Consider the following 22,824-nt stretch of genomic DNA (forward strand, 5'->3'; position numbering starts at 1 on the left):
TCGCATGGACACACGAACGAACGACATCGAGACCTACGACGTGGTCGTGGTCGGCGGCGGCGCCGCCGGACTCAGTGCCGCCCTGATCCTCGGCCGGTCGCGACGCCGGACCCTGGTGGTGGACGCCGGCGAGCCGCGCAACGCCCCCGCCGCGCACATGCAGGGGGTCCTGTCCCGGGACGGAGCGAGCCCCGCCGAGTTCCTCGCGGCGGGGCGGGCGGAGATCGCCGCCTACGGGGTGGGGTGGCGGGCCGGCCGGGTGACCGGCGCGACCGCCGACGGGCAGGGCGGCTTCGTCGCCCGGCTGGCGGACGGCGGCGTGGTCGGCGCGCGGCGCCTCGTGGTCACGACCGGTCTCGTCGACGAGGACCTGCCGGAGATCGAGGGGCTCGCCGACCGGTGGGGACGGGACGTGCTGCACTGCCCGTACTGCCACGGCTGGGAGGTCCGCGACCTGCCCTTCGGCGTGATCGCGCACCCCTCGGTGCCCGCCCACCAGGCACTGGTGGTCTCGCACTGGTCGAAGGACGTGACCCTCTTCCTGCACACGGCCGCCGAGCCGTCCGCGCGGGACGCGGAGCTGCTCGACGCGGCCGGGGTCGAGGTCGTCCGGGGCGAGGTGGCCGGCCTCGTCGTGGAGGACGACGAGCTGACCGGCGTGCGGATGGCCGACGGACGGATCGTCGCCCGCTCCGTGCTCTTCGCCGCGGCGGCGCGCCTCGCTCCCCGGGACGGCGTCCTGCGCGGGCTGGGCGCGGAGCTGCGGACGACGCCGTTCGGCGAGTTCGTCGCGGTCGACGAGACCGGCCGGACGAGCGTGCCCGGCGTGTGGGCGGCCGGGAACGTGACGGGCCCCCACGAACAGGTGGTCAACGCCGTCAGCCGGGGCTACCGGGCCGGCGCCGCCGTCAACGGCGAGCTGCTGTTCGCCGACCTCGAGGAGAAGGCCGCCGGTCGGCCGACCGGATGAACCCCCGCGGTTGCGGCTGCGCACTCCCGGCGCAAGGACGAGGATCGGCCAAGGTGGCCACATTCGGCCGGCGTCGACGGAAGGACGGAACACCTCCCATGCTCGGTACGCAGTTCACCAAGGGCTCCCCCAACTGGATCGACCTCGGCAGCCCCGACCCCAAGGCGGCCGCCGCCTTCTACGGCGCCGTCTTCGGCTGGGAGTTCCAGCCGCTGGGCTCCGAGGCCGGGGACTACGGCTTCTTCCGGCAGGACGGGATGACGGTCGGCGCGCTGGGCGCGCTCACCGAGGAGGGCGCCCACAGCGCCTGGACGGTGTACTTCCAGACCCCGGACGCCGACGCCACCGAGAAGGCGGCCGCGGACGCCGGCGGCACCGTGCGCGTCCCCGCCTTCGACGTCATGGGCGCGGGCCGCATGGTCTGCCTCACCGACCCGGGCGGCGCCGAGTTCGCCGTCTGGCAGCCGTCGGGCGTGAAGGGCCTGGAGCGGACCTCGTCCACGAACACCCTCGTCTGGGCCGAGCTGCACGTCGCCGACCCGGAGTCCGTCCTCGGCTTCTACCACACCCTGTTCGACTGGCGGTGGGCGGAGATGAAGGCACCCGGCATGACGTACCGGGTGATCTCCACCGCCGACGGCGACCAGGAGGACGCCTCGTTCGGCGGCGTCGCCGAGCTCCAGGGCCCGACGCCGCACTGGGTGCCGTACTTCGCGGTCGAGGACGCCGACGCCGTCGCCCGGTCGGCGCAGGGCAACGGCGGCTCGGTCCTGATGCCCGCGGCCGACATCCCCGACGTCGGCCGGATCGCCTGGCTCGCCGACCCCTTCGGCGCGACCTTCGCGGTCCTGAAGCCCGCGCCGATGGGCTGACCGCCCGGGTCCGCGCCGCCCCGCCCGTGCCGGCCCCGGGCGGGGCGTCAGGCCCGTGCCGGTCCCGGGGGACGTCAGGCCCGTGCCGGCCCCGGGCGGGGCGTCAGGCCCGTGCCGGTCCCGGGCCGGGCGTCAGCGGGCGAACAGCTCGAAGGTGACCGCGGGGCGGCCGCCGAAGCGGTCGGACGCGCGGCCCGTCGCGGTGGTGAGGAACGAGCGGACGTACTCCTCCGGGTCCTGGTCCGTCAGGGCCTCGATGTACGCCCGGTGGCAGAGCAGCGAGCGGATCGCGCGGTCCAGGCCCGGGGCGGCGTCCACGGCGTGGGTCGGGGTGCCGGAGGCGGCCACCGCCACCCAGCGCACCCCGTTCCAGGGCTCCAGGCCCTGTTCGGTCAGCTCGGGGAAGATCCAGCGGTTGCCGGCGTCCGCGGCCGCGTCCAGGGTGGCGCGGCCGACGGCCAGGTGGTCGGGGGTGTTCCAGGGGGCGCCGGGGCCGCCGCCCCAGGTGTCCCGGTGGTTGAGGGTGAGGACCAGCTCCGGGCGGTGGCGGCGGATCGCGGCCGCGATGTCACGGCGCAGCCCGAGGCCGTACTCGATCACGCCGTCCCGGTGGTCGAGGAACTCGACCACGTCCACGCCGACGACGGCGGCGCTGTCCCGCTGCTCCCGCTCGCGCAGCGGGCCGCACACGTCGGGGGCGAGCGAGTCGATGCCGGCCTCGCCCCGGGTGGCGAGGACGTACACGACCTCCTTCCCGGCGTCCGTCCAGTCGGCGACGGCCGCCGCGCAGCCGTACTCCAGGTCGTCGGGGTGGGCCACCACGGCGAGGGCACGCTGCCAGTCGCCGGGCATCTCCAGGAGGTCCGTGGCATGGGTGTCGATCATGACCGCAGGATACGGGCCGCGTCCGCGGCGGTCGGGCGGAACGACCCGGAGAGGATCACCGACCGCGAGACGTGCCGCGGACGGTCGGGGTTGAGACCGCGCCGGGCGGCGAGCGCCACGGCCAGGCGCTGGGCGCGGACCAGCGCGGCCACGGGGTCGATGGCGTCGGCGGCGAACAGGGCTCCCGTGGACTCCACTTCGTCCCGCAGCCCCGAGGGCGCGGGACCGAGGCACCAGACGAGGCTGGCTCGGTCGCTGATGCTGATCGGGCCGTGCCGGTACTCCATCGCCGCGTACGACTCCGTCCAGGCGCGGGCCACTTCGCGCAGCTTGAGGGCCGCCTCGTCGGCGAGCCCCACCGTCCATCCGGTGCCGAGGAAGGTGAACTGACCGCGCCGTTCCCAGGCGGCGGGCAGCCGCTCGTACAGGACGAGTTCGGCGTCGGCGATCGCCGGGCCGAGGTCCACCCCGAGCCCGGCGCGCAGGAGTTGGAGCGCCGTGGTGGCGAACCGGGTCTGGACGACGGAGCGTTCGTCGGCGAAGCCGAGGTCCACGACCCGGTCGGCGAGCCGCCCGGCGGGGCTGCCGGGCACCCCGGTGAGGACGAGGGACGGGACGCGGCCGACGGCCGCCGCCAGCAGGTCGACGACCTCCGTGGTGGTGCCGGAACGCGTGAGGGCGACGATCCGGTCGTAACCGCGTCCCAGCGGGGTGGGGTCGGAGGCGGGGAAGGCGTCGGTCTCCCCCGCCCCCAGGGACTCGCGCAGCGCCGCGTAGGCGCGGGCGGTGAAGTACGAGGTGCCGCAGCCGACGACCGCCACGCGCTCGCCCCGGGCCGGCAGCAGGTCCCCGTGGCGGGCGGCGATGTCGGCGGCGCGGCGCCAGCAGTCCGGCTGGCCGGCGATCTCCGCGCTGACGTGGGTGCTCATGTCCGGGTCCTCTCCTCGCGGGCTCCCCTCGCGGGGTCGGGACCGATGTCTACCGGCATCCGTCGTCGGCACGCCATGTGCATCGGGTGGTCACCGCTTGGACTTTTGCACGGACCGGCGGACCGGTGCCCGGGACGACGGACGAGGACCGGGCGCGGACGAGGCACGGCGGGGCGCGGCCGGGGGCCGGCGGGGGTGCGGCCCGGTCCCGGCGGCCCGTCCGGCACGGCGGGTCCTCGCCCGGACGCCCGGACGGCCGGGATCCGGGCTTCCCGGGCGGTCAGGCCTCGTCGCGCACCAGGGAGAGGAGCCGGTCGAGGACCCGCGGGCCGCCGGCGCGGACCCCGTCGTGCTCGAACTCGTCGGTCACCCAGGTCCGCAGGCCGCGCACGGCCCGGGCGGTCTCCAGGGAGTGGTCGGTGTCCACGTACATGTCGTCGTGGTAGACGGCGGCCGCGACCGGGACCTCGTTGGCGGCGAGGCGCTCCGGGTCGTAGAGCGGCGTCCAGTCGTCGCGCTCGGCGAGCCGTTCGGCGGTCTCGCGGAGCGGGCGCAGCGCGGGGTCGGTGGTGAAGTGCCAGGGGTGGACGGTCTCGCCGGTGAAGAGGAGCGGCGCGCCCGTGTCGAGCGCCGTACGGGCGTCGAACTCCGGGTACTCCGCGCGGACGCGCTCGGCGGCCCAGCCGGTGGGTCCCTGGCCCTGGGCGTAGATGGCCTCGTGGAGGACGGCGTAGAGCGGGTGCCCCGCGTACGTGAGGTGGGCCCGGACCTGCTCCAGGAAGGCGTCGGCGAGCGCGGGTCCGTCCGGGGTGGGGACGAACGCGCCCTCCAGGAGCAGATGGAGCTGGTGGGTGCCGTCGCCGGAGCCGAGGAGGATGCCGAGCGACTGGAAGGCCTCGGCGGTGAGGAGGCCGCCGCCGGGGAGGGCGACCTCGCGGTCGAGGAGGTGGGCGACGATTGCGCGGGCCCGTTCGGCGTCCTGCGGGTAGCGGGCGAAGTGGGCCTCGTTCTTGCGGCGGATCCGGGGGTAGGCGGCGCGGTAGACCTCGTCCGCGGTGGCGTCGAGGGAGGGCAGACCGCCCGTGATCAGGACGGTGTCCAGGCCCTCGGGGGCGGTGGAGAGGTAGTGGGTCGCGCAGAAGCCGCCGAAGCTCTGGCCGAGGACGGTCCAGGGGGCCCCGCCGGTGAGCCGGCGGCGGATCAGCTCGCAGTCCTCGACGATGGAGTCGGCGCGGAAGTGGGCGAGGTAGTCGGCCTGCGCGGCCGGGGTGCCGCGGAGCGGCAGGGTCTGGCGGTTGGCGGGGGTGGAGCGCCCGGTGCCGCGCTGGTCGAGCAGGAGGACGCGGAACTCGCGGACCGCCCGTCCGAGCCAGGCCTGCGGGCCGATGAACCGGCGGGCGCCGAAGCCGGGCCCGCCCTCCAGGTACACCAGCCAGGGCAGCCGGTCGCGGTCCTTGGCGTCCCGCCCGCTCGCGACGACCTCGCGGCCGTAGACCTCGATCCGCTCGCCGTCCGGACGGGCGTGGTCGAGGGGGACGGGGAATCGGTGGTCGGTGAGGACGAGTCCCGGCTGCCGGTAGGTGGTCACGCTGTGCCTGCTCCTGTTCGGTACGCCCCCACGGGGACAGTGGAACACACGGCGGGGGCGTTCCCCGGGAGACGGCGGCCGTCACCGCGGAAGGAGTCCCTTGCCGACGAGGTAGGTGCGGGCCACGTCCTGCGGGAGCCGCCGCCGGCCGTCCACCTGTTCGTCGAGGGCGGCCGGGCCGGCCGTGGTCAGCACCGTGGCGAGGCGGACGGGGAGCCGGGCGGCGCGGTCACCCTCCCCTTCGAGACGGCGCGGCCCGGCCGCGCACGCCGGGCCGGGCCGTTCGGGCGCCGGACCGGCCCTCGACGCGGCGGGTCACATGTCGCCGTGCAGGACGGAGAGGACGTTGCCCGCCGGGTCCTTGAACCAGGCGATCTCCGGGCCGCCGCCGGCGTTCCGCACGATCCCCTTCGCGTCGGCCTCGAAGCCGGGGTAGCGCTCCATGGTGACGCCGCGGCCGGTGAGCTCGTCGACGGCCCGGTCGATGTCGTCGACCTCGAAGTTCAGGATCGTGAACGAGGCGGGGGCGTGGTCCTCCTTGGGGTAGACGAAGACCGGGGCCCCGCCGGCCAGGGTCAGGGTGAGCACGCGCGCCTCACCCTCGCTGCGCTCCTCCACCGTCAGGCCGAGGGTCTCGCCGTAGAACCGCCGGGCGGCGTCCAGGTCGTCGACCGAGAAGCCGCTGAATGCCGAGGTCTCGCCGAACATGGCGTACTCCCTTCCGGGGACTCCCGCGAGCCCCCTTCCAGGATCCGCCGACGGGCCACGGACCGCTCAGGGGGCGATCGGCAGCTGTCGCTTGTGTTCGGTGAGCTCGTAGCGGCGGACGATCACGGCGTAGGCGTCCTCGGCGACCGGCTTGCCCTCCAGGAAGTCGTCGATGTCGTCGTAGGAGACGCCGAGGGCGTCCTCGTCGGCCTTGCCCGGGGCGAGGGTCTCCAGGTCGGCGGTGGGGGTCTTCCACACCAGCTCGGCCGGGGCGCCCAGCTCGTCGGCGATCGCGCGGACGCGCCGCTTGGTCAGGCCGGTGAGCGGGACGACGTCGGCGGCGCCGTCGCCGAACTTGGTGAAGAAGCCGGAGACGGCCTCGGCGGCGTGGTCGGTGCCGACGACGAGCCCGTCGTGGGCGCCGGCGACCGCGTACTGGGCGATCATCCGCTGGCGGGCCTTGATGTTGCCCTGCACGAAGTCCTGGTGGTGGGCGTCGCGGAAGGTCACCCCGCCGGCGAGGCAGGCCTCCAGGGCCGCGTCGCTCGCCGCCTTCACGTCCACGGTGAGGACCTGGTCGGCGCGGATGAACCCGAGGGCGGTCTGCGCGTCCTTCTCGTCGGCCTGGACGCCGTACGGCAGGCGCATCGCGTAGAAGGTGGCCTCGTGGCCGGCGGCGCGGACCCGCTCCACGGCGAGCTGGCACAGCCGGCCTGCGGTCGTGGAGTCGACGCCGCCGCTGATGCCGAGCACGAGGGACCGCAGGCCCGTGGAGGTCAGCCGCTCGGCGAGGAAGGCCACCCGGCGCTCGATCTCGGCGGCCGGGTCGAAGCCGTCGGACACCTGGAGGTCCCGGGCGATCTGCTGCTGGAGGGCGGTGGACGCCGGGTCGGTCACGGGGGTCTCCTCGTCGGGGTGCGGTCGGCGGCGGACCGGGGTGTACGGGTTGTGCGGGCGTGCGCGCCGGGATGTACGGCACGTACCCGGGTCGACTCTACGCGCCGCCCGATCGGGTGGTGGAGGCGTCCCGGGCGCGGGGCCGTCATCCGGCGGCGGACGCCTCCGGGGTGCACAGCACCTCGACCCGCTGGACGAGGTTGTTGGCGAAGCCGCCGCGGTTCCACGGCGCGGTGAGCGGCTGGACGTTGCCCTCGGCGTCGGTGGCGCGCACGGTGAGGTGGCGCAGGCCCGGCGTCGCGGTCCAGGTGGCGTGCCAGGCGGACCAGGCCCAGGGGTGGGCGGGGTCCGGGGTGAGCGCGGCTTCGGTCCAGGCCGCCCCGCCGTCCTCGCTGACCTCGACGCGGTGGACCGGGCCGTGGCCCGACCAGGCCCGTCCGGTCAGCGCCACGGGGCCGGGGCGGACCACGCGGGTGCGGGACATGAAGTCCGGGAAGCCGGGCGGCACCATCAGGGCCCGCGGCGCGATGAGGGTGACGGGCTCCCCCGGGTCGGCCGCCTCCTGGCGCAGGCGGTAGGCGACGCTCTGCTGGAAGCCTGTGTACGGGGTGTCGGTGAGCGTGATGTCGTGGAGCCACTTCACGTGGGCCATGCCGTACCAGCCGGGGACGACGAGCCGGAGGGGGCTGCCGTGCTGCGGCGGCAGGGGCGCGCCGTTCATGGCGTACGCGACGAGGACGTCGCGGGCCGGGTCGGCGGCCGTCGTGAGGGGCAGGCCGCGCCGGTAGTCCTGCTCGACGCCGCGCTCCACGCCGTGGTCGGCGCCGGTGAACACCGCCTCGGCGGCGTCCTCGGCGATCCCGGCCTCCGCGAGGAGGGCGGCGAGCGGGACGCCCGTCCAGTCGGCGGTGCCGACGGCCTCGACGATCCAGGGCTGGCTGACGGGCCGGGGCGTGAGCCTGGCCCGGCCGTTGCCCGCGCACTCCAGGGTGACCCGGCGGGTGACGGCGGGCAGGGCGCGGAGTGCGTCCAGGTCGAGGGAGAGCGGCCGGAGCACCCGGCCGCCGACGGTGAGCCGCCAGGCGTCCGGGTCCGTGGCGGGGATGTCGTAGTGCACCAGGACGTAGTGCAGCCCCGGCGGCGTGACGTCGTAGCGCAGCGCCTCCAGCGGGAGGCCGTGGTTGCGGGCGGCGAGGGCGAGCTCGTGCTCGCTGATGCCCTCCTCGTGGCCCGCCACGCGCCCGGGCGCGCTGATGTCGCCCAGACCGGTGAGGGAACCGTCCATGCCTTCATGGTGCGCCGGGGCCGGGGGCCCGGCACCCCGGGCGGGGCCGGGCCGTCAGCCGTGCCGGGGACCGCGCAGGGCGCGGTCCAGGCCGTCCTGGGGGAGGCCGGTGAGGGCGCGTACGAAGATCTCCTCGTAGGCCGGTTCGCCGATGGAGGCGCGGACGGTGTCCGTGTACTTCTCGTGCAGGGCCCGCAGGCCGGGCAGGCCGCGCCGGGGCTGGCCGGTGGAGCGCCAGTAGGCCTCGCCGGTGCCGGAGACGTCGGCCGCGCGCTCGCCGTCGCCCGCCGCCGCGAGGGCGGTGGCGAGGACGTCGAGTCCGAGGGCGACGCCGAGGCTCGCGCCGAGGCTGCGGGTGCCTTCGAGCATGGCGCGGGCGTGCCCGGAGGCGGCGGCCGGATCGCCCTCCAGGAGGCCGGTGAGGGCGAGCTGGTACTCCAGGGCGGTGCGGGTCCAGTGCTCGTCGAGCTCCTGGCACCGGGCCCGCAGGGCGAGCGCCCGCTCCCGTGCCTCGTCGAGCCGGCCGAGGCCGGTGAGGGCGAAGACCCGCACGAGGTGGCAGCGCAGCCGGGCCGCGGAGTCGGCGGGGCCGCCCCGCGCCGCGTCGAGGACGTGGCCCACGACGACGTACGCGGCCATCGGGCGGCCGGTCGTCAGGGCGAGGAGACCGGCGAGCGCGGCGGCGTCGAGGGTGAGGTCGCCGGGCCGGTCCCGCCCGCTCCCGGGCCCGCGCGCTCCGGGGTGCCCTGCGACGGCCTCGGCGCACCCCGTGCGCCCGAACGGTCCCGGCCGCTCGGCGAACCCCGGCTCCTCGGCGTACCCCGTGTGCTCGACGGACTCCGCGTACCGCGCCTCGCGGGCGCACCGTTCGCTCACCTCCTGGGCGGGGCCGAACTCGCCCTGGAGGACGAGGGTGACGCCGAGGGCCCACAGCGCGCGGGCGCGGACGCGGCCGCGGACGTCGCTGAGGAGGAGGGCCTGTTCGAGGCCGTCGCGGGCCTCCCGGAGGCGGCCGCGGCAGGACCAGGCGAAGGCGACGGAGCCGATGAGGTCGAGGGCGGCGTCGGGGTCGGTGCGCAGCAGGCGGTCGAGGGCGGTGCGCAGGTCGGTGTGGTGGGCGTCGACGGTGCGGTACCAGCGCAGTTGACGGGCGCCGTGCCATTCGGTCTCCGCCCGGCGGGCCAGGCCCCTGAAGTGGGCGGCGTGCCGCTCGGCGACCGCCGCCGTCTCGCCGGTGCGGTCGAGCCAGGTAGCCCCGTACTCGCGGATGGTGTCGAGCATGCGGTGCCGTCCGGACGCGTCGGCCGCGCGGACCACGGAGGCGCGGACGAGTCCGTCGAGGGCGCCGGGCAGGGTGGCGCGGTTCAGGGGGCCGCCGACGCACACGGCGGTGGCCGAGGCGAGGTCGAACGGCCCGCGGAAGACGGAGAGCCTGGCCCAGAGGAGCCGTTCCAGCGGGGCGCTCAGCTCGTGGCTCCAGCCGATCGCGGCGCGCAGGGTCTGGTGGCGGCTCGGCCACACCCGCTCCGGGTGGGCGAGCAGGTCGAAGCGGGTCCCGGGCGGGGCGTCGAGGCGGCTGCCGAGCTGGTCCCGGACGGCTTCGGCGCCCTGGAGGCGGATCTGGGCGGCGGCCAGCTCCAGCGCGAGCGGGATGCCTTCGAGGCGTACGCAGATCTCGCCGGCCGGACCCGCCGCGGGGAAGTCCTCGCCCGCGGCCCCGCGGAGCAGTTCGAGGGCGTCCCGGCCGGCGGGCGGCAGCGGATCGAGGGTGATGACGTGCTCGCCCGCCACCCCGAGGGGGCACCGGCTGGTCGCGAGGACGGTGAGGCCGGGCGCGGCGGCGAGCAGTTCGGCGACGAGCCGTGCGCACGGCTCGGCCAGGTGCTCGCAGGAGTCGAGGACGAGGAGCAGCCGGTCGTCGGCGAGCCGCCGGCAGAGCCCGGTGGCCGCCGTGCCCGGTGTGTGGTCGGCGAGGTCGACGGAGTCGGCGACGAGTGCGACGAGGAGCCGGTCGCCGTCGAGCTGGGTGAGGTCGGTCCACCAGGCCCCGTCGGGGTGGCGCCCGGCGGCGCGGTGCGCCGCGCGCAGCGCGAGCCGGGTCTTCCCCACTCCCCCGACGCCGGTCACGGTGACGAGGCGGTGCTCCGCCAACGCGACGGATATTCGCTCCAGTTCCGTGCGGCGTCCCACGAAACCGGGGTTCTCGTCCGGCAGATGTCCACGCACGGCAGCAGTCTCCCTCATGAAGGCCGCGAACGGGGGTGTGGAGTCCGTTCGTTATCCACCTTCGACCCTGACGACGACCGAGTGCCACCCCTGCGCGCCGTCGGGCGTGGTGGGGGTGCGCTCCTCGGGCTGGGTGGTGCCGGTGCCGTCGGTGGCGCGGACGGTGAGGGTGTGGCGGCCGGGGGTGGCGGTCCAGGGGTGGACCCACTGGCGCCAGGTGTCCCGGGTGTCCTCGGCGGCGAGGGTGGCGTCGTGCCAGGGGCCGTCGTCGATCCGTACCTCGACGCGGCGGATGCCCCGGTGCTGGGCCCAGGCGACGCCGGCGACCATGACGGTGCCCGGGGCGGTGCGGGCGAGGGCGCGGGGGGTGTCGATGCGGGACTGGGTCTTCACGGGGGCCCGGGCGGCCCAGCCGCGGGGGACCCAGTAGGCGTCGTAGGCGTCGAAGGTGGTGAGTTCGATGGACCGGATCCATTTGCAGGCGGAGACGTAGCCGTAGAGGCCGGGGACGACCATGCGGACGGGGAAGCCGTGCGAGAAGGGCAGGGGCTCGCCGTTCATGCCGAAGGCGAGGAGCGCGTCGCGGCCGTCCATGACCTCCTCGACGGGGGTGCCGATGGTCATGCCGTCGACGGAGCGGGCGACCAGCTGGTCGGCGGGGCCGCCCTCGGACGGGGGGCGGACGCCGGCCTCGCGGAGCAGGTCGGCGAGGCGCACGCCGAGCCAGCGGGCGTTGCCGACGTAGGGGCCGCCGACCTCGTTCGACACGCAGGCCAGGGTGATGTCCCGCTCGACCGTCGGGCGCGCCGTCAGGTCCCCGAGGGTGAAGGTGCGTTTCCGGCGCACACCGCTGCCGTGCAGTCGCAGCCGCCAGCGGTCGGCGTCGACCTTCGGGACCACGAGCGCGGTGTCGACGCGGTAGAAGTCCCGGTTGGGGGTGAGGAAGGGGCTGATGCCGGGGACGCGGAGCCCCGCGCCGGCGGGCACGGCCGGGGCGGGTGAATCCGGCCGGGGCAGGCGCAGCGCCGCCCGGGAGGCCGCCGCGTTCTCCTGTACGGGGGTGCCGACCGCCCTGCCGAGTGCGGCGGCGCCGGTGGCGGCGAGTCCGGCGGAGCCGGCGACGATCAGGAAGCCGCGCCGGTCCGCCCGGTCGGTTCCGGGCCTCGGGGCGCGGAGGCGACCGGTCAGGACGTGGAGCAGGGCCGCGCCCGCGACGGCCCCGGCGAGGGAGGGCAGGGCGTCCGCGGCGGAGTCCGAGTCGGGGCGGGTGACGGCGGCGAGTGCCCCGAGGAGCCCGAAGGCACCGACGGCCGCCGTGCCGAGCGGGCGCCTGCGCAGGGCGAGCAGCCCGACCCCGGCGGCGAGGAGCCCGAGGAGGACCAGGATGCCGAGCTGGAGGACTGCCTTGTCGCTCTCCCCGAAGACGCGGATCGCCCATTCCTTCAGGGCCGCCGGCGTCCGGTCGACGACGGCGCCGCCGACGGCCGGGACGGGGCCGGCCTCGGGCCGTACCCGGGCGGCGACGAGGTCCGCGACGGCCAGCGACACGTACGCGGAGACCACGCCGCCGAGCGCGGCGAGGAGACGGTCGGTGCGGGTGGGTTCGTACGGTCGCTCGTGCGCGGTCCTGGTGGTGTTCATGGTGGGTACTTCGGCACGTCGGGGCGCCGGGACGGCGTCCGCGGGGGTGCCTTCACCCGGGCGGCGGAGTGATCGGCGGGACTTCCCGGACGGTCCTCACGGCTTGTCGGGGTGTTCGCCCGGGGTCGCGAGGTCCTCGACCGCCTCGGCGCCGACGACCGCGCCGGTGGACCTCTTGCCGCGGCGGAGCCGGCCTTCGAGCCAGGAGGCGAAGGTGGTGAGGGCGAAGTTGAGGAGGACGAAGATGACGGCGACGACCGTGAAGCAGGCGATGGTGTTGGCACCGTAGTTGGCGCTCATCGGTCGCACGGAGGCGAGGAGTTCGGAGAAGCCGAGCATGGCGCCGCCGAGCGCGGTGTCCTTGACGATGACGACGAGCTGGCTGACGAGGGCGGGCAGCATGGCGGTGACGGACTGCGGGAGCAGGACGTACGTCATGGTCTGGCCCTTGCGCATGCCGATCGCCTTGGCCGCGTCGGTCTGGCCGCTGGGGAGGGCGAGGATGCCGGCGCGGACGACCTCGGCGAGCACGGAGGCGTTGTAGAGGACGAGGCCGGTGACGACGGCGTACAGGGGGCGGGTGTCCGGACTGATGTCGGTGAACTCGGAGTACGCGGCGTTGGCGAAGAGCATGAGGATCAGGACGGGGATGGCCCGGAAGAACTCGACGACGGTGCCGGCCACGCCGCGTACGGAGCGGTGGTCGGAGAGCCGGGAGATGCCGAGGAGCGCGCCCAGGGGCAGTGCGATCACCATGGCGAGCGCGGCGGCGATCACCGTGTTCTTCAGGGCGGGCAGGAGGTACGTCTCCCAGACGCGGGGGTCGGTGAAGAAGGGGGCCCACTTCGACCATTCGAGCTGGTTCTTCTCGGCGAGGCTCGCGACGACCCACCAGACGACGGCGGCGAGTCCGGCGAGGAAGAGCAGCGTCCAGACGAGGTTGCGCCGCCGGGCGCGGGGGCCGGGGACGTCGTAGAGGACGGTCGGGGTGTCCTTCACCGTTTCACCGCCGCCTTCTTGGCGACCCAGCCGAGGAACAGTCCGGTGGGCAGGGTGAGGCAGAGGAAGCCGACGGCGAAGATCGCGGAGATCAGGATGAGCTGGGCCTCGTTCTCGATCATCTCGCGCATCAGGAGGGCGGCTTCGGCGACGCCGATGGCGGCGGCGACGGTGGTGTTCTTGGTGAGGGCGATGAGGACGTTGGCGAGGGGGCCGACGACGGAGCGGAAGGCCTGCGGGAGCACGATGATCCGCAGCACCTGCGGGAAGCTCAGTCCGATGGCGCGGGCCGCCTCGACCTGTCCGAGGGGGACGGTGTTGATGCCGGAGCGGAGGGCCTCGCAGACGAAGGCGCTGGTGTAGGCGGTGAGGCCGAGGAGGGCGAGCCGGAAGTTGATGACGGTGAACCGGTCGGCGCCCAGGCTGACGCCGAGGGTCTGGAAGAGGCCGAGCGAGGTGAAGACGATGATGACGGTGAGGGGGATGTTGCGGACGATGTTGACGTAGGCGGTGCCGAAGCCCCGCATGAGGGGGACGGGGCTGACGCGCATGGCGGCCAGCAGCGTCCCCCAGACGAGGGAGCCGATCGCGGAGTAGACGGTCAGCTGGACGGTGGTCCAGAAGGCTCCCAGCAGGTCGTAGCCTTCGAGGAAGTCGAACACGGCGGCCTGCTCACTGGACGACGACGCCGATCTTCGGGGCCGGTTCGTTCTGGTAGCCGGCGGGCCCGAAGTTCTTCTTGACCGCGGCCTCCCAGGAGCCGTCGGCGACCATCTTCTCCAGGGCCGTGTTGATCTGGGCCTTGAGCTCGCTGCCCTTCTGGACGCCGATGCCGTAGTTCTCGTTGCTCATCTCGAAGCCGCCGAGCTTGAACTTGCCCTTGAACTCGGGCTGCGAGGCGTATCCGGCGAGGATCGAGTCGTCGGTCGTGACGGCGTCGATGACTCCGTTCTCCAGTCCGGTCAGGCACTCGGAGTAGCCGCCGTACTCCTGGAGTTGGGCGTCGGGGGCGATCTTGTCCTTGACGTTCTGCGCGGAGGTCGAGCCGGTGACCGAGCAGAGCTTCTTGTTGTTCAGGTCGGACGGCTTCTTGATCGAGTCGTCATCGGCCCGGATCAGCACGTCCTGGTGGGCGAGGAGGTAGGGACCGGCGAAGTCCACCTTCTCGGCACGCTTGTCGTTGATCGAGTACGACGCCGCGATGAAGTCCACGTCGCCGCGCTGGAGCAGCGTCTCCCGGTCGGCGCTCTTGGCCTCCTTCCACACGATGTCGGACGGGTCGTGCCCGAGCTGCTTGGCGATGTACGTCGCCACGTCGACGTCGAAGCCGGTGTAGGTGCCGTCGGGGGTCTTCAGGCCGATGCCCGGCTGGTCGTACTTGATGCCGATGGTGATCTCGTCTTCGCCGTGGTCGCGCGGCGCGGCGCCGGTGGCGCCGTGGGCGAATCCGGCGGAGGTGAAGGAGAGGACGACGGCCGCGGCGACGGCGACGGTGGTCCTGCTGGTCCTGTGCGGGTTCATGAGGATCACCCCTGGGGGCTGTGGGTCGGGCGGCGTCCGCCGGCTCAGTGGTGGAGGATCTTGGACAGGAAGTCCTTGGCGCGGTCGCTGCGCGGATTGCTGAAGAACTCGTCCGGGGTCGTCTCCTCGACGATTCTCCCGTCGGACATGAAGACGACCCGGTTGGCGGCGGAGCGGGCGAAGCCCATCTCGTGGGTGACGACCACCATCGTCATGCCGTCCCGGGCCAGCTGCTGCATGACCTCCAGGACCTCGTTGATCATCTCGGGGTCGAGCGCGGACGTCGGCTCGTCGAAGAGCATCACCTTCGGATCCATGGCGAGGGCGCGGGCGATCGCCACCCGCTGCTGCTGGCCGCCGGAGAGCTGCGCGGGGTACTTGTCCGCCTGGGTAACGACCCCGACCCGGTCGAGGAGGGCACGGGCCCGCTGCTCGGCGGCCTTCCGGTCCTTCTTGCGGACCTTGATCTGACCCAGCGTGACGTTGTCGAGGACGGTCTTGTGCGCGAAGAGGTTGAACGACTGGAAGACCATGCCCACGTCCGCCCGCAGGGCGGCCAGTTCCCGGCCTTCGGCGGGCAGCGGACGCCCGTCGACGACGATCTCGCCCGCGTCGATGGGCTCCAGGCGGTTGATCGCCCGGCAGAGCGTCGACTTCCCGGAACCGGAGGGACCGATGACGACGACCACCTCGCCGCGGTGGATCGTGAGGTCGATGGACTGGAGGACGTGCAGGGGGCCGAAGTGCTTGTCGACACCGCGCAGCACGACGAGTGCGTCACCGCCGTCCGGGACGGGCATGGCACCCTCCTGGGTCACGCCCCCCGTTCTGCCGCTCCCTCTCACGTTCATGCTCGCCCCTCCGCCCGGCCCGCGCACGCCGGAGGGGCGTACGGAGGGTGAGCACGGCTACGCGCGCCCGTGGTGCCCGGAGGGGTTCACACGCGCGTAGGGGGTGGCGGGGGTCAACCGGCGGTCTGGCGGACGGCCGGTTCGGCGAGGTCGCCCGCCTCGGGATCACGGCGCCGGAGCGTCGGCGACCGACGACAACGCGGCGAGCGGGCGTGCCGGGCGCCGCGAGCCCGGCACGATCGGCAAGGCACCCCCTGGCGGCAGGGCGGTGGGGCCGCACTTCCGGTGCCCTCCGGGGGCGACGGCGGTCCCGCGGGGACGGGGCCCGGGCATCGCCTGCGGAGCCCGGCGCCCTGTCGGACACTGGGGGTGGGAGTCGAGTGCGCGAGGAGGGTCCGCCATGAGCAGTGCCGCACCCAAGGTCAGCACGTTGCCGCCGGAGCACCGCGAGCGTCTGATGGCCTTCGCCGAGGACGTGTACTTCGATTCCGGTCACCGCCTCTTCGAGGAGCAGCAGCACGCCGACCGGTTCTGGATCGTGAAGACGGGCGCCGTGACGCTCGACGCGAAGGTGCCGGGGCGCGGGTCGCCGGTGATCGAGACCCTGCGCCACGGTGAGCTGGTGGGACTGTCCTGGCTGTTCCCGCCGTACCTCTGCCAGTCGGGGGCCGAGGCGATGACGCCCGTGCGGGCGTACCAGTTCGACGCTCCGGCCGTCCGCTCGATGTGCCGCTCGGACACGGAGTTCGGCGCGGCGGTCGTGTTCTGGGTGGGGGCGATCCTGGCCCACCGCCTCCATGTGACGCGGGTCCGGCTCCTGGACCTGTACGCGCCGCACGGGAGCGGCATCCTGGCGTGAGCCGTGCCCCCTTCCTCGTACGCGGAAGGGGGCACGGCGGCGCGGTGCCGCGGTCAGTTCACGAAGACGGCGGGGCTGCCGGCCTGGCTGGTGTCCAGAACGGGCCCGTACTTCGCGGAGAAGTAGCCGCTGCCCGGACAGGTGCCGGGACCGCTGGTCTTGCTGAACAGCTGGTCGGTGAAGGTGAGGGAGTTGTCGGTGTTGGAGGGGGTGGCGGTGAGGCTCGTGGCCCGGTAGACGCAGGTCGTCAGGCCGAGGATGGTGTTGATCTTCAGCGTGGTCTGGATCGGGCCCGCGGCGCCCGCGGTGACGGTGAGCGCCCCGCCCGAGGTGACGGCGGCGGCGAAGGGCAGGTTGTTGACCGTGATGCTCTGGACGCCCGTCGCGCCGAGGATGTTGGTGGTGCAGCTGCTGAGCGTGTGAGCCGTGACGGACTCGGTGGCGGTGCCCGGCGCGGCCGGGTTGCCGGTGACTGTGGCGGTGAACGCGGAGGTGCCGCAGGTGATGCCGGTGCTGCCGCCCGCGGTGGTGGCGATCCGGGCCTTGGTCCCGGCGGGGAGCGAGGCGGAGAGGACGTCGCCGACGGCGACGGCGGTGCCGCCTGCGCCACCGGTGGTGAGGACCTCGCCGGCCGCGGCGCCCGAGGCGCCGGCCTGGGTGGTGGCGGCCAGGGTCGCGGTGACGGCGAGGCCGATGGACACGAGGAGAGCGCGCTTGCGCATGGGGGTGCTTCCTTCCGTACGGAGTGGGGGTGCGGAACTCGGCTGTACTGGCGGTGCGCGTGGGGGCGCGGGGGAGGTTCCGGGGCAGCGCGGGACCGGTACGGGGGTGGGTACCGGGCGCGCTCGGGGATGCCCTGAAGGCGAGCCTGGGTGAGGGAGGTGCGCGGCGTTGCGGGTCGGTGCGCCGGGTTGCGGGGTGGTGCGCGGTGTACGGGTCGGCGCGCCCGGGGTTGCGGGATGGTGCACGGTGTACGGGTCGGCGCGCCCGGGGTTGCGGGGTGGGTGGTGCGCGGTGTTACCGGGTGGTGTGCGGCCGCCGCCGGGACGATCCGGCGCCACGGATGTCCGGCAGCGGTGTCGCGAGAGGTGCGGGAGCGTGATACTCGGTGCGGTGTGCGGTGGGGACGCGTCCCGTCCCACGGGGAGCGGCTCCGACGTTCGGCACACCGAGAGGAAAACCCATCAGGGTTGTAATCCTGTCGAGTATGTGACGTCAACAACCCCGGGAGGATGTGGCCGATGACGAGTGCTCGCGGAACCGAGGAGGATCTCGTCCTGCCGGGTGCCCGTTCGGGACGGGAGCCGGAGCGCTCTCTCCGGCCCGGGCCCCGTCGTCTGACGCCCGAGGAGGTGGCCTCGCGGCAGCGGGAGCGACTGCTCGACGGAGTGGCGACGACGGTCGCGGCGAACGGCTACGCGGGCGCCCGCATCAGCGACATCTGCCGGGCCGCCGGAGTGACCCGACCGGTCTTCTACGAGCTGTTCTCCGGCAAGGAGGACGCCGTCATCGCCGCCTACCGGGGCGGCACGCAGCAGGTCGTACGGGCGATGCGGAGGGCGTACGAGGAGGGGGGCGGCGCGGCGGAGTGGCCGGCCGCGGTGCGCGCCGGACTGCGGGTGCTCCTGACGGTGCTCACGCAGACGCCGGCGTTCGCCACGATGGTGGTCGAGATCGAGTCCCTGGGGCCCGCGGGGCGCCGGGCGCGCGCCGAACTTCTGGCCAGTTTTCGCTGGTTCTTCACCGACGCCCCGCCGGGGCCCGCGTGGGTGCCGCGGGGTGAACTGGTCGACATCGTGGTGGGCGCCGTCCACGCAGCGGTCCACCGGGCGGTCGACGAGGGGCGGCTCACCGATCTCCCCCTCCTGCTCGACAGTCTGGTGCACGTCCTGGTGGCCCCGTTCACCTCCGAATGATCGATCGTCCGACGCCCAACAGGCCTTCGATGCAGAGGAGTTGACCGCGGGTAACAGCAAGCCTTACGGTCCGAAAGGTTCCCTGCGGCACGTCTGCCTCCGCACCACGCGAGGAAGACCCAGGCGGGTTGGGGGACTGTCCGCGCCAGGACGCGCCGCGCAGGTCTGTTTCCTCACTCATGTCAGGAGCACCGCATGGCCCTGTCCGAAGACACCCCCGACGAGCACACGAACCCCGTCACGACCGAGGACGGCTCCGGCAGACGCGGCCGGGTCCGCTACCGCCGCGCCGCGATGATGGGCGGACCCGCGCTCGCCATCGCCGCCACGCTCGTCGTCCTCACCGCGCAAGGGGCGCTCGCCGCCCAGTTCGCCATCTCCGGCATGCCGTTCACCGTCGCCGCCGACTCCATGGAGGGCACCGGCTTCGGTCAGTTCGGAGGACTCGACAACATGGCCGAGGGCAGCCCCAACGCCGGCGACACCGGCGGACAGGTGCTGGTCATCGTCACCGCGATCCGCGAGGCGAAGCTCACCAACCTCTGCCAGAGCGTGGAGCTCGGCGGCACCTACCTGCGCATCACCGCGGGCGGCAAGGGCACCCCGGTCAAGGCGTCGGGACTCACCACCGACTCCACCGAGATCAGCGGCAAGGTCGCCGACTTCGACAACATCGAGATCGGCGGTGACGCCAGCACCTTCGACAAGCCGCCTCTCAAGGGTCCGCTCGGCTCCTTCGGGCAGCAGGCCGACACGGTCACCATCAAGGACCTCCGGCAGACCAACTACGCCACCACCGCCGTCCGGTTCACCCTGCCCGACCTGCACATGAGCTTCAGCTCGAAGGGCTGCTGAGCGTGGCGCCCGGCCGTCCCCGGCACCCCTGGCGGACCTTCCGGCGCTGGCGGCACCACCGCCCCTTCGGCGCCGGCGTCACGCTCGCCCTGGGCGGGGCGGAGATCCTGCTGACCCAGCGGGCGAGCATCACCGTGATCCTCACGGCGGGGGCGGACAGCCTGGTGGGCTACGTCCTGCCCGTCCTCATGGTCATCTGCGGACTGCTCATCGTCCTCAACCCCCGCCAGCGGCTCTTCTACTCGGTCGTCGGAGTCCTGGCGGCCCTCGGGAGCTGGGTGACCTCCAACCTGGGCGGTTTCGTCGTGGGGATGCTCCTCGGGCTCGTCGGCAGCTCGCTCGCCTTCGGCTGGCTCCCGGACCGGCCGCCGCGGCAGCGCCGGCTCTTCCGGCGCCGGAGGCCGGCGGCGGCCGGAGGCACGGCGGAGACCCCGACGGCGGCCGGGACGGCCTGAACGATCACCCCGTGCCGGACCCGCCCGACCGCGGGGCCCGGCACGGGGTGCCGCTCCACCACGGGGCCGGACTCCGCCGCGCGAGGCCGGGACCCACACCACGCACGGTCCGGCACCGAAGCCGCTCCACGGGCAGAGCCGGACTTCGTCGCCCGACGGGCCGGGGCCCGCGCCACGGCGTTGCCTGGTACGGGTGCCGCTCCACGACGGGGCCGGGGCCGTGGCGAGTCCGCACTCGAACACCGTGCGAACGGGCGGCCGTGGCCTCGCCCGACCGGGCGGTACGGTGGGAGGGCACGACCGGGCCGTGGCTCCGCGCCGGCCCTGACCCCACCCGTACGCACACTCCGGCGACGAGCGGCGAGGCCCCATGAGCGACCCGAGGACGGCACGCGAGGCGATCGCCCTCGTGGCGGACGACTTCACCGAACTCCCCTACGGCGAGGAGCCCCTGGCAGGTGACGGGCCGATCGGCTGGCCGGGCTACGCCGACGCCCACGCCCGTGCCGCCGAGCGCACCGGCGAGACCGAGTCGGTGGTCTGCGGCACGGGCACGGTGTGCGGGGTGCGGGTGGTCCTGATCTCCTTCGAGTTCCGGTTCCTCGGCGGCTCGCTCGGCGAGCGGACGGGGGCGCGCGCGGCGGCGGCCCACGAGCTGGCCCGCGCGCGCCGACTGCCGGTGGTCGTCCTGCCCGCGACCGGCGGCAGCCGGATGCACGAGGGCATGCGCGCGCTCCTCCAACTCCAGCTTCTCGCGCGGGAGTCGGAGCTCACCCGGGCCGCCGGGCTGCCGCAGATCGCGGTCCTGCGGAATCCGACGACGGGGGGCGGCTGGGCGACGCTGGGGGCCGGCTCGGACGTCGTGCTCGCCCTCCCGGAGGCCCAGGTCGGCTTCGCGGGGTCACGCGTGCGGCCGCAGGACGCGGACCCCGCCGCGTACACCGCCGAGGCCCAGCTCGCCCACGGCCACGTCGACGCGATCGTGCCGCCCGACGAGTTGCGCACCACCCTCGGGCGCTGGCTCGGCCTGCTCACCCGGCCCGCACTGGGCCCGGTCCCACCGCCGCGCGCCCTGTCCGCCGCGGGCTCCGAACCCGCCGGGAGCGGCCGGGAGGCCGTGGCGCGCGCCCGGCACCCCGACCGGCCTCGGGCTCCCGCGTACCTCGACGCCCACTTCACGCTCCGCGAGGAGATCTCCGGCGACCGCTGCGGCGGCGTCGACCCCGGCATGCGCTGTGGCTTCGGGCGGCTCCCCGACGGCCGTAGCGTCGCGTTCGCCGCCCAGTGCGGCACGGCGACCCGCCCGGCCGGCTTCCGTACGGCCGCACGGCTCGTCCGCCTCGCGGACCGCCTCGGCGTCCCGGTCCTCACCCTCGTCGACACTCCGGGGGCGGCCAACGATCCGGCGGCGGAGTACGCGGGAGCCGGGCCCGCCATCGCGGACCTCTTCGCCGCCGTCGCCACCGCCCGCGTCCCCCTGACGTCCCTCCTCATCGGCGAGGGCGGCTCCGGCGGCGCCCTCGCCCTCGCCGCCCCCGACAACCTCTGGGCCACCCCCGACAGTTACTTCTCGGTGATCGCCCCCGAACTGGCGGCGTCCATCCTCAAGCGCGCCCCGAAGGAGGCGGACGCCACGGCGGACCAACTCCGCCTGTGCCCGCAGGACCTCCTGGACCTGGGCGTCCTCCGCGGCATCGTGAAGCCCTGACCACACCCCCGCACCACACCCCCGCACCGCGGGCCCGTCCTCGCACGTCCTCGCACGTCAGCGACGAAAACGGGTTCGCGGTCGACCGCCGGGTCCGGCATCATGCGCGGCATGACCGCAGACCCCGTCGACCAGGCTCGACGTCTCGTGCAGGCCCGTTTCCCCGAAGCCCTCGCGGTGGTCCTCGCCGGCTCGACGGCCGCGGGCCGGGCCACGCCGGGCAGCGACCTCGACATCGCCGTCCTCGTTCCGGACGGCGGCGAGTCGTACCGGGAGACGATCCGCTTCGAGGGACGGGTGGTGGAGTTCTTCGTCCACACCAGGACCGGCCTCGGCGAGCTGTTCGCGGCGGACGTCGCCGCCCGGCGGGCGGTGCTGCAGAGCATGTACGCCGACGGGCTCGTGCTCGTCGACCGGGACGGCGCCGCCGGGGAGGCCCGCGCACTGGCGGCGGCCGGCCTCGGCGCCGGGCCGCGCCCGCTCGCCCCCGAGGCGGTCGAGACGAAGCGGTACGGCCTGACGGACGCGCTGGACGACCTCGCCGACACGAGCGACCGGGTCGAGCGGGTCGCCGTGGCCGGGTTCGTCCTCGCCGGCGCCGCCGACCTGCTCTGCGACCACCGCCGCGCGTGGATCGGCAGCGGGAAGTGGCTGCCCCGGCGCCTCCTGGCGGCGGATCCCGTGCTGGGCGCCGCCCTCCTGGACGGCCACCTCCGGCTCTGCGTCTCCGGCGACCCCGCGCCCCTCGCCGACGCGGCCGCCGCGGTCCTCCGTCTCGTCGGCGGCCCGCTCCGCGAGGGCTACCGGCGCACCTGGCAGGGGGTCATCGGCTCGGTCGGCGCGCGCTGAGGGGGATCGGCTGCCGGGCCCTGTCCGGGCCTTGGCCGCCCGCTGGACGGGAGGCGGGGGTGGGGGGCCGGACGAGGCCTCAGTAGGAGCGGCGCATGATCTCGTCGGCCCACGCGGGCTGTTCGGTCGGTCCCTGGGGGCCGAACTCGGCCATGTACGGCTTGATGTCGAGCACCGGGGTGCCGTCGACGGCGTCGAGTCCCCGGACGTGGAGGTCGAGGCCGTCCGTGCGGATCAGGCGGCAGCGCGAGACGCCGATGCGGTGGGGGCGGTTCTTGCCGCACCGTACCTCCTCCGCCGAACGGCCCTCGAAAGTCCGTCAGATGCCCGGTCCGTAACCGGGATCAGGTCCCTGCGGCGGATTCCAGCAGGCCGCCAGGCCCCAGAGGCCGAGAGCGACGACCGCGGCGCAGACGAGCGCCGCCTGCCACGGCCGCAGCCGGCGGATGGCCGCCGCGTAGGTCAGGGGCGGCACGACGAGACCGGCGCAGAGGATCAGCGGCAGTTCGACGAGGATCACTCCCCAGTCCCGGGCGTGCGCCTCGAAGCCACCGTCGATGGTGTACGCGGCCCGGGTCAGCGCGAACGCCCCGACGACCGCGACCCCGGCGACGGCGAGAAGACAGCCCAGGACGCTCTCCGCCCGCTCGTCCCCGTGCTCCTCGTCCCCCTGCTCCTCGTCCCCCTGCTCCTTGCTTGCGTGCCGCTCGGGCCCGTGCCGCTCGGCGCCGGGTGAAGGGTTCTCGCTCATGCCGGTGACGGACGCCGGAAGGCCCCTCACGGTTCCGTGTCCGCAGGTCCGCGGGGCTC

22 protein-coding genes and 2 pseudogenes are annotated in these 22,824 nt (G+C 74.5%); 8 read left to right on the forward strand and 16 right to left on the reverse strand.

Features of this window, described 5'->3' with window-relative positions; genetic code table 11:
* Positions 1-4: 4 nt before the first annotated feature.
* Together AC067A_RS24105 and AC067A_RS24110 are read left to right on the forward strand one after the other, a co-directional pair.
* Positions 5-970, forward strand: a complete 966-nt coding sequence (locus AC067A_RS24105; RefSeq protein WP_479244543.1) for an NAD(P)/FAD-dependent oxidoreductase — start codon at positions 5-7, stop codon at positions 968-970.
* 98 nt (positions 971-1,068) lie between these two features.
* Complete coding sequence (locus AC067A_RS24110) at positions 1,069-1,842, forward strand: VOC family protein (protein WP_479244544.1); 774 nt, start codon at positions 1,069-1,071, stop codon at positions 1,840-1,842.
* Positions 1,843-1,974: 132 nt separating this feature from the next.
* Here the strand turns inward: AC067A_RS24110 and AC067A_RS24115 are convergent, their stop codons facing one another.
* The 13 genes and pseudogenes from AC067A_RS24115 to AC067A_RS24175 all read right to left on the reverse strand — a co-directional run bounded on the left by AC067A_RS24115 (position 1,975) and on the right by AC067A_RS24175 (position 15,321).
* Positions 1,975-2,727, reverse strand: a complete 753-nt coding sequence (locus tag AC067A_RS24115) for a PIG-L deacetylase family protein (protein ID WP_479244545.1) — start codon at positions 2,725-2,727, stop codon at positions 1,975-1,977.
* Positions 2,724-3,656: an SIS domain-containing protein gene (locus AC067A_RS24120; protein ID WP_479244546.1), complete on the reverse strand. Its 933-nt coding sequence runs from the start codon at positions 3,654-3,656 to the stop codon at positions 2,724-2,726. Before AC067A_RS24120 ends, AC067A_RS24115 begins: the two co-directional genes overlap by 4 nt.
* 280 nt (positions 3,657-3,936) lie before the next feature.
* Positions 3,937-5,244, reverse strand: a complete 1,308-nt coding sequence (locus AC067A_RS24125) for an alpha/beta fold hydrolase (protein ID WP_479244547.1) — start codon at positions 5,242-5,244, stop codon at positions 3,937-3,939.
* Between the two features lie 81 nt (positions 5,245-5,325).
* A pseudogene (locus AC067A_RS24130) lies at positions 5,326-5,451 on the reverse strand (ABC transporter substrate-binding protein); the annotation flags it as partial.
* Positions 5,452-5,559: 108 nt separating this feature from the next.
* Entirely contained in the window at positions 5,560-5,952 is a 393-nt protein-coding gene (locus AC067A_RS24135) for a VOC family protein (protein WP_479244548.1), read from the reverse strand.
* Positions 5,953-6,018: 66 nt separating this feature from the next.
* Positions 6,019-6,849, reverse strand: coding sequence for an ammonia-dependent NAD(+) synthetase (gene nadE, locus AC067A_RS24140; RefSeq protein ID WP_479244549.1), 831 nt, complete (start codon positions 6,847-6,849; stop codon positions 6,019-6,021).
* A 145-nt stretch (positions 6,850-6,994) separates the two neighbouring features.
* Positions 6,995-8,134: a sulfite oxidase gene (locus AC067A_RS24145; protein ID WP_479244550.1), complete on the reverse strand. Its 1,140-nt coding sequence runs from the start codon at positions 8,132-8,134 to the stop codon at positions 6,995-6,997.
* Positions 8,135-8,188: 54 nt separating this feature from the next.
* The gene (locus AC067A_RS24150; RefSeq protein WP_479244551.1) at positions 8,189-10,360 is read right to left on the reverse strand and encodes an ATP-binding protein; all 2,172 of its coding nucleotides are present in this window, start codon (positions 10,358-10,360) and stop codon (positions 8,189-8,191) included.
* Positions 10,361-10,411: 51 nt separating this feature from the next.
* The gene (locus AC067A_RS24155; protein WP_479244552.1) at positions 10,412-12,001 is read right to left on the reverse strand and encodes a molybdopterin-dependent oxidoreductase; all 1,590 of its coding nucleotides are present in this window, start codon (positions 11,999-12,001) and stop codon (positions 10,412-10,414) included.
* 96 nt (positions 12,002-12,097) lie between these two features.
* Positions 12,098-13,000: an amino acid ABC transporter permease gene (locus AC067A_RS24160; RefSeq protein ID WP_479244553.1), complete on the reverse strand. Its 903-nt coding sequence runs from the start codon at positions 12,998-13,000 to the stop codon at positions 12,098-12,100.
* Complete coding sequence (locus AC067A_RS24165; protein WP_479244554.1) at positions 12,997-13,662, reverse strand: amino acid ABC transporter permease; 666 nt, start codon at positions 13,660-13,662, stop codon at positions 12,997-12,999. The genes AC067A_RS24160 and AC067A_RS24165 overlap by 4 nt, the downstream gene beginning before the upstream one ends.
* 10 nt (positions 13,663-13,672) lie before the next feature.
* A complete protein-coding gene (locus AC067A_RS24170; protein WP_479244555.1) occupies positions 13,673-14,521 on the reverse strand; it encodes a glutamate ABC transporter substrate-binding protein in 849 nt (282 codons plus the stop codon).
* A 44-nt stretch (positions 14,522-14,565) separates the two neighbouring features.
* Positions 14,566-15,321, reverse strand: coding sequence for an amino acid ABC transporter ATP-binding protein (locus AC067A_RS24175; RefSeq protein ID WP_479244556.1), 756 nt, complete (start codon positions 15,319-15,321; stop codon positions 14,566-14,568).
* 451 nt (positions 15,322-15,772) lie between these two features.
* On the opposite strand from AC067A_RS24175, the gene AC067A_RS24180 reads away from it, so the two are divergent.
* On the forward strand, positions 15,773-16,231 hold the full coding sequence (locus tag AC067A_RS24180; RefSeq protein ID WP_479244557.1) for a Crp/Fnr family transcriptional regulator: 459 nt from the start codon (positions 15,773-15,775) through the stop codon (positions 16,229-16,231).
* Positions 16,232-16,284: 53 nt separating this feature from the next.
* On the opposite strand, the gene AC067A_RS24185 is transcribed toward AC067A_RS24180, so the two are convergent.
* A complete protein-coding gene (locus AC067A_RS24185) occupies positions 16,285-16,953 on the reverse strand; it encodes a Tat pathway signal sequence domain protein (RefSeq protein WP_479244558.1) in 669 nt (222 codons plus the stop codon).
* Between the two features lie 519 nt (positions 16,954-17,472).
* On the opposite strand from AC067A_RS24185, the gene AC067A_RS24190 reads away from it, so the two are divergent.
* The 5 genes from AC067A_RS24190 (at position 17,473) to AC067A_RS24210 (ending at position 22,014) form a co-directional block, all read left to right on the forward strand.
* Positions 17,473-18,147, forward strand: coding sequence for a TetR/AcrR family transcriptional regulator (locus AC067A_RS24190; protein WP_479244559.1), 675 nt, complete (start codon positions 17,473-17,475; stop codon positions 18,145-18,147).
* Between the two features lie 195 nt (positions 18,148-18,342).
* Positions 18,343-19,002 (forward strand): DUF6230 family protein, encoded by a 660-nt coding sequence (locus AC067A_RS24195; protein ID WP_479244560.1) that lies wholly within the window; start codon positions 18,343-18,345, stop codon positions 19,000-19,002.
* Between the two features lie 2 nt (positions 19,003-19,004).
* A complete protein-coding gene (locus tag AC067A_RS24200) occupies positions 19,005-19,457 on the forward strand; it encodes a DUF6114 domain-containing protein (RefSeq protein WP_479244561.1) in 453 nt (150 codons plus the stop codon).
* 370 nt (positions 19,458-19,827) lie between these two features.
* Positions 19,828-21,165 carry a carboxyl transferase domain-containing protein gene (locus AC067A_RS24205; RefSeq protein WP_479244562.1) on the forward strand — a complete coding sequence of 446 codons (1,338 nt, stop codon included), beginning with the start codon at positions 19,828-19,830 and terminating at the stop codon, positions 21,163-21,165.
* A 111-nt stretch (positions 21,166-21,276) separates the two neighbouring features.
* Positions 21,277-22,014 (forward strand): nucleotidyltransferase domain-containing protein, encoded by a 738-nt coding sequence (locus tag AC067A_RS24210; protein WP_479244563.1) that lies wholly within the window; start codon positions 21,277-21,279, stop codon positions 22,012-22,014.
* A gap of 79 nt (positions 22,015-22,093) precedes the next feature.
* On the opposite strand, the pseudogene AC067A_RS24215 reads toward AC067A_RS24210, so the two are convergent.
* Both AC067A_RS24215 and AC067A_RS24220 read right to left on the reverse strand, forming a co-directional pair.
* Positions 22,094-22,294 (reverse strand): annotated as a pseudogene (locus tag AC067A_RS24215) (TrmO family methyltransferase domain-containing protein); the annotation flags it as partial.
* A 39-nt stretch (positions 22,295-22,333) separates the two neighbouring features.
* Positions 22,334-22,765: a hypothetical protein gene (locus tag AC067A_RS24220; protein WP_479244564.1), complete on the reverse strand. Its 432-nt coding sequence runs from the start codon at positions 22,763-22,765 to the stop codon at positions 22,334-22,336.
* Positions 22,766-22,824: the final 59 nt, after the last annotated feature.

Source organism: Streptomyces sp. NPDC043176 (assembly GCF_056436715.1).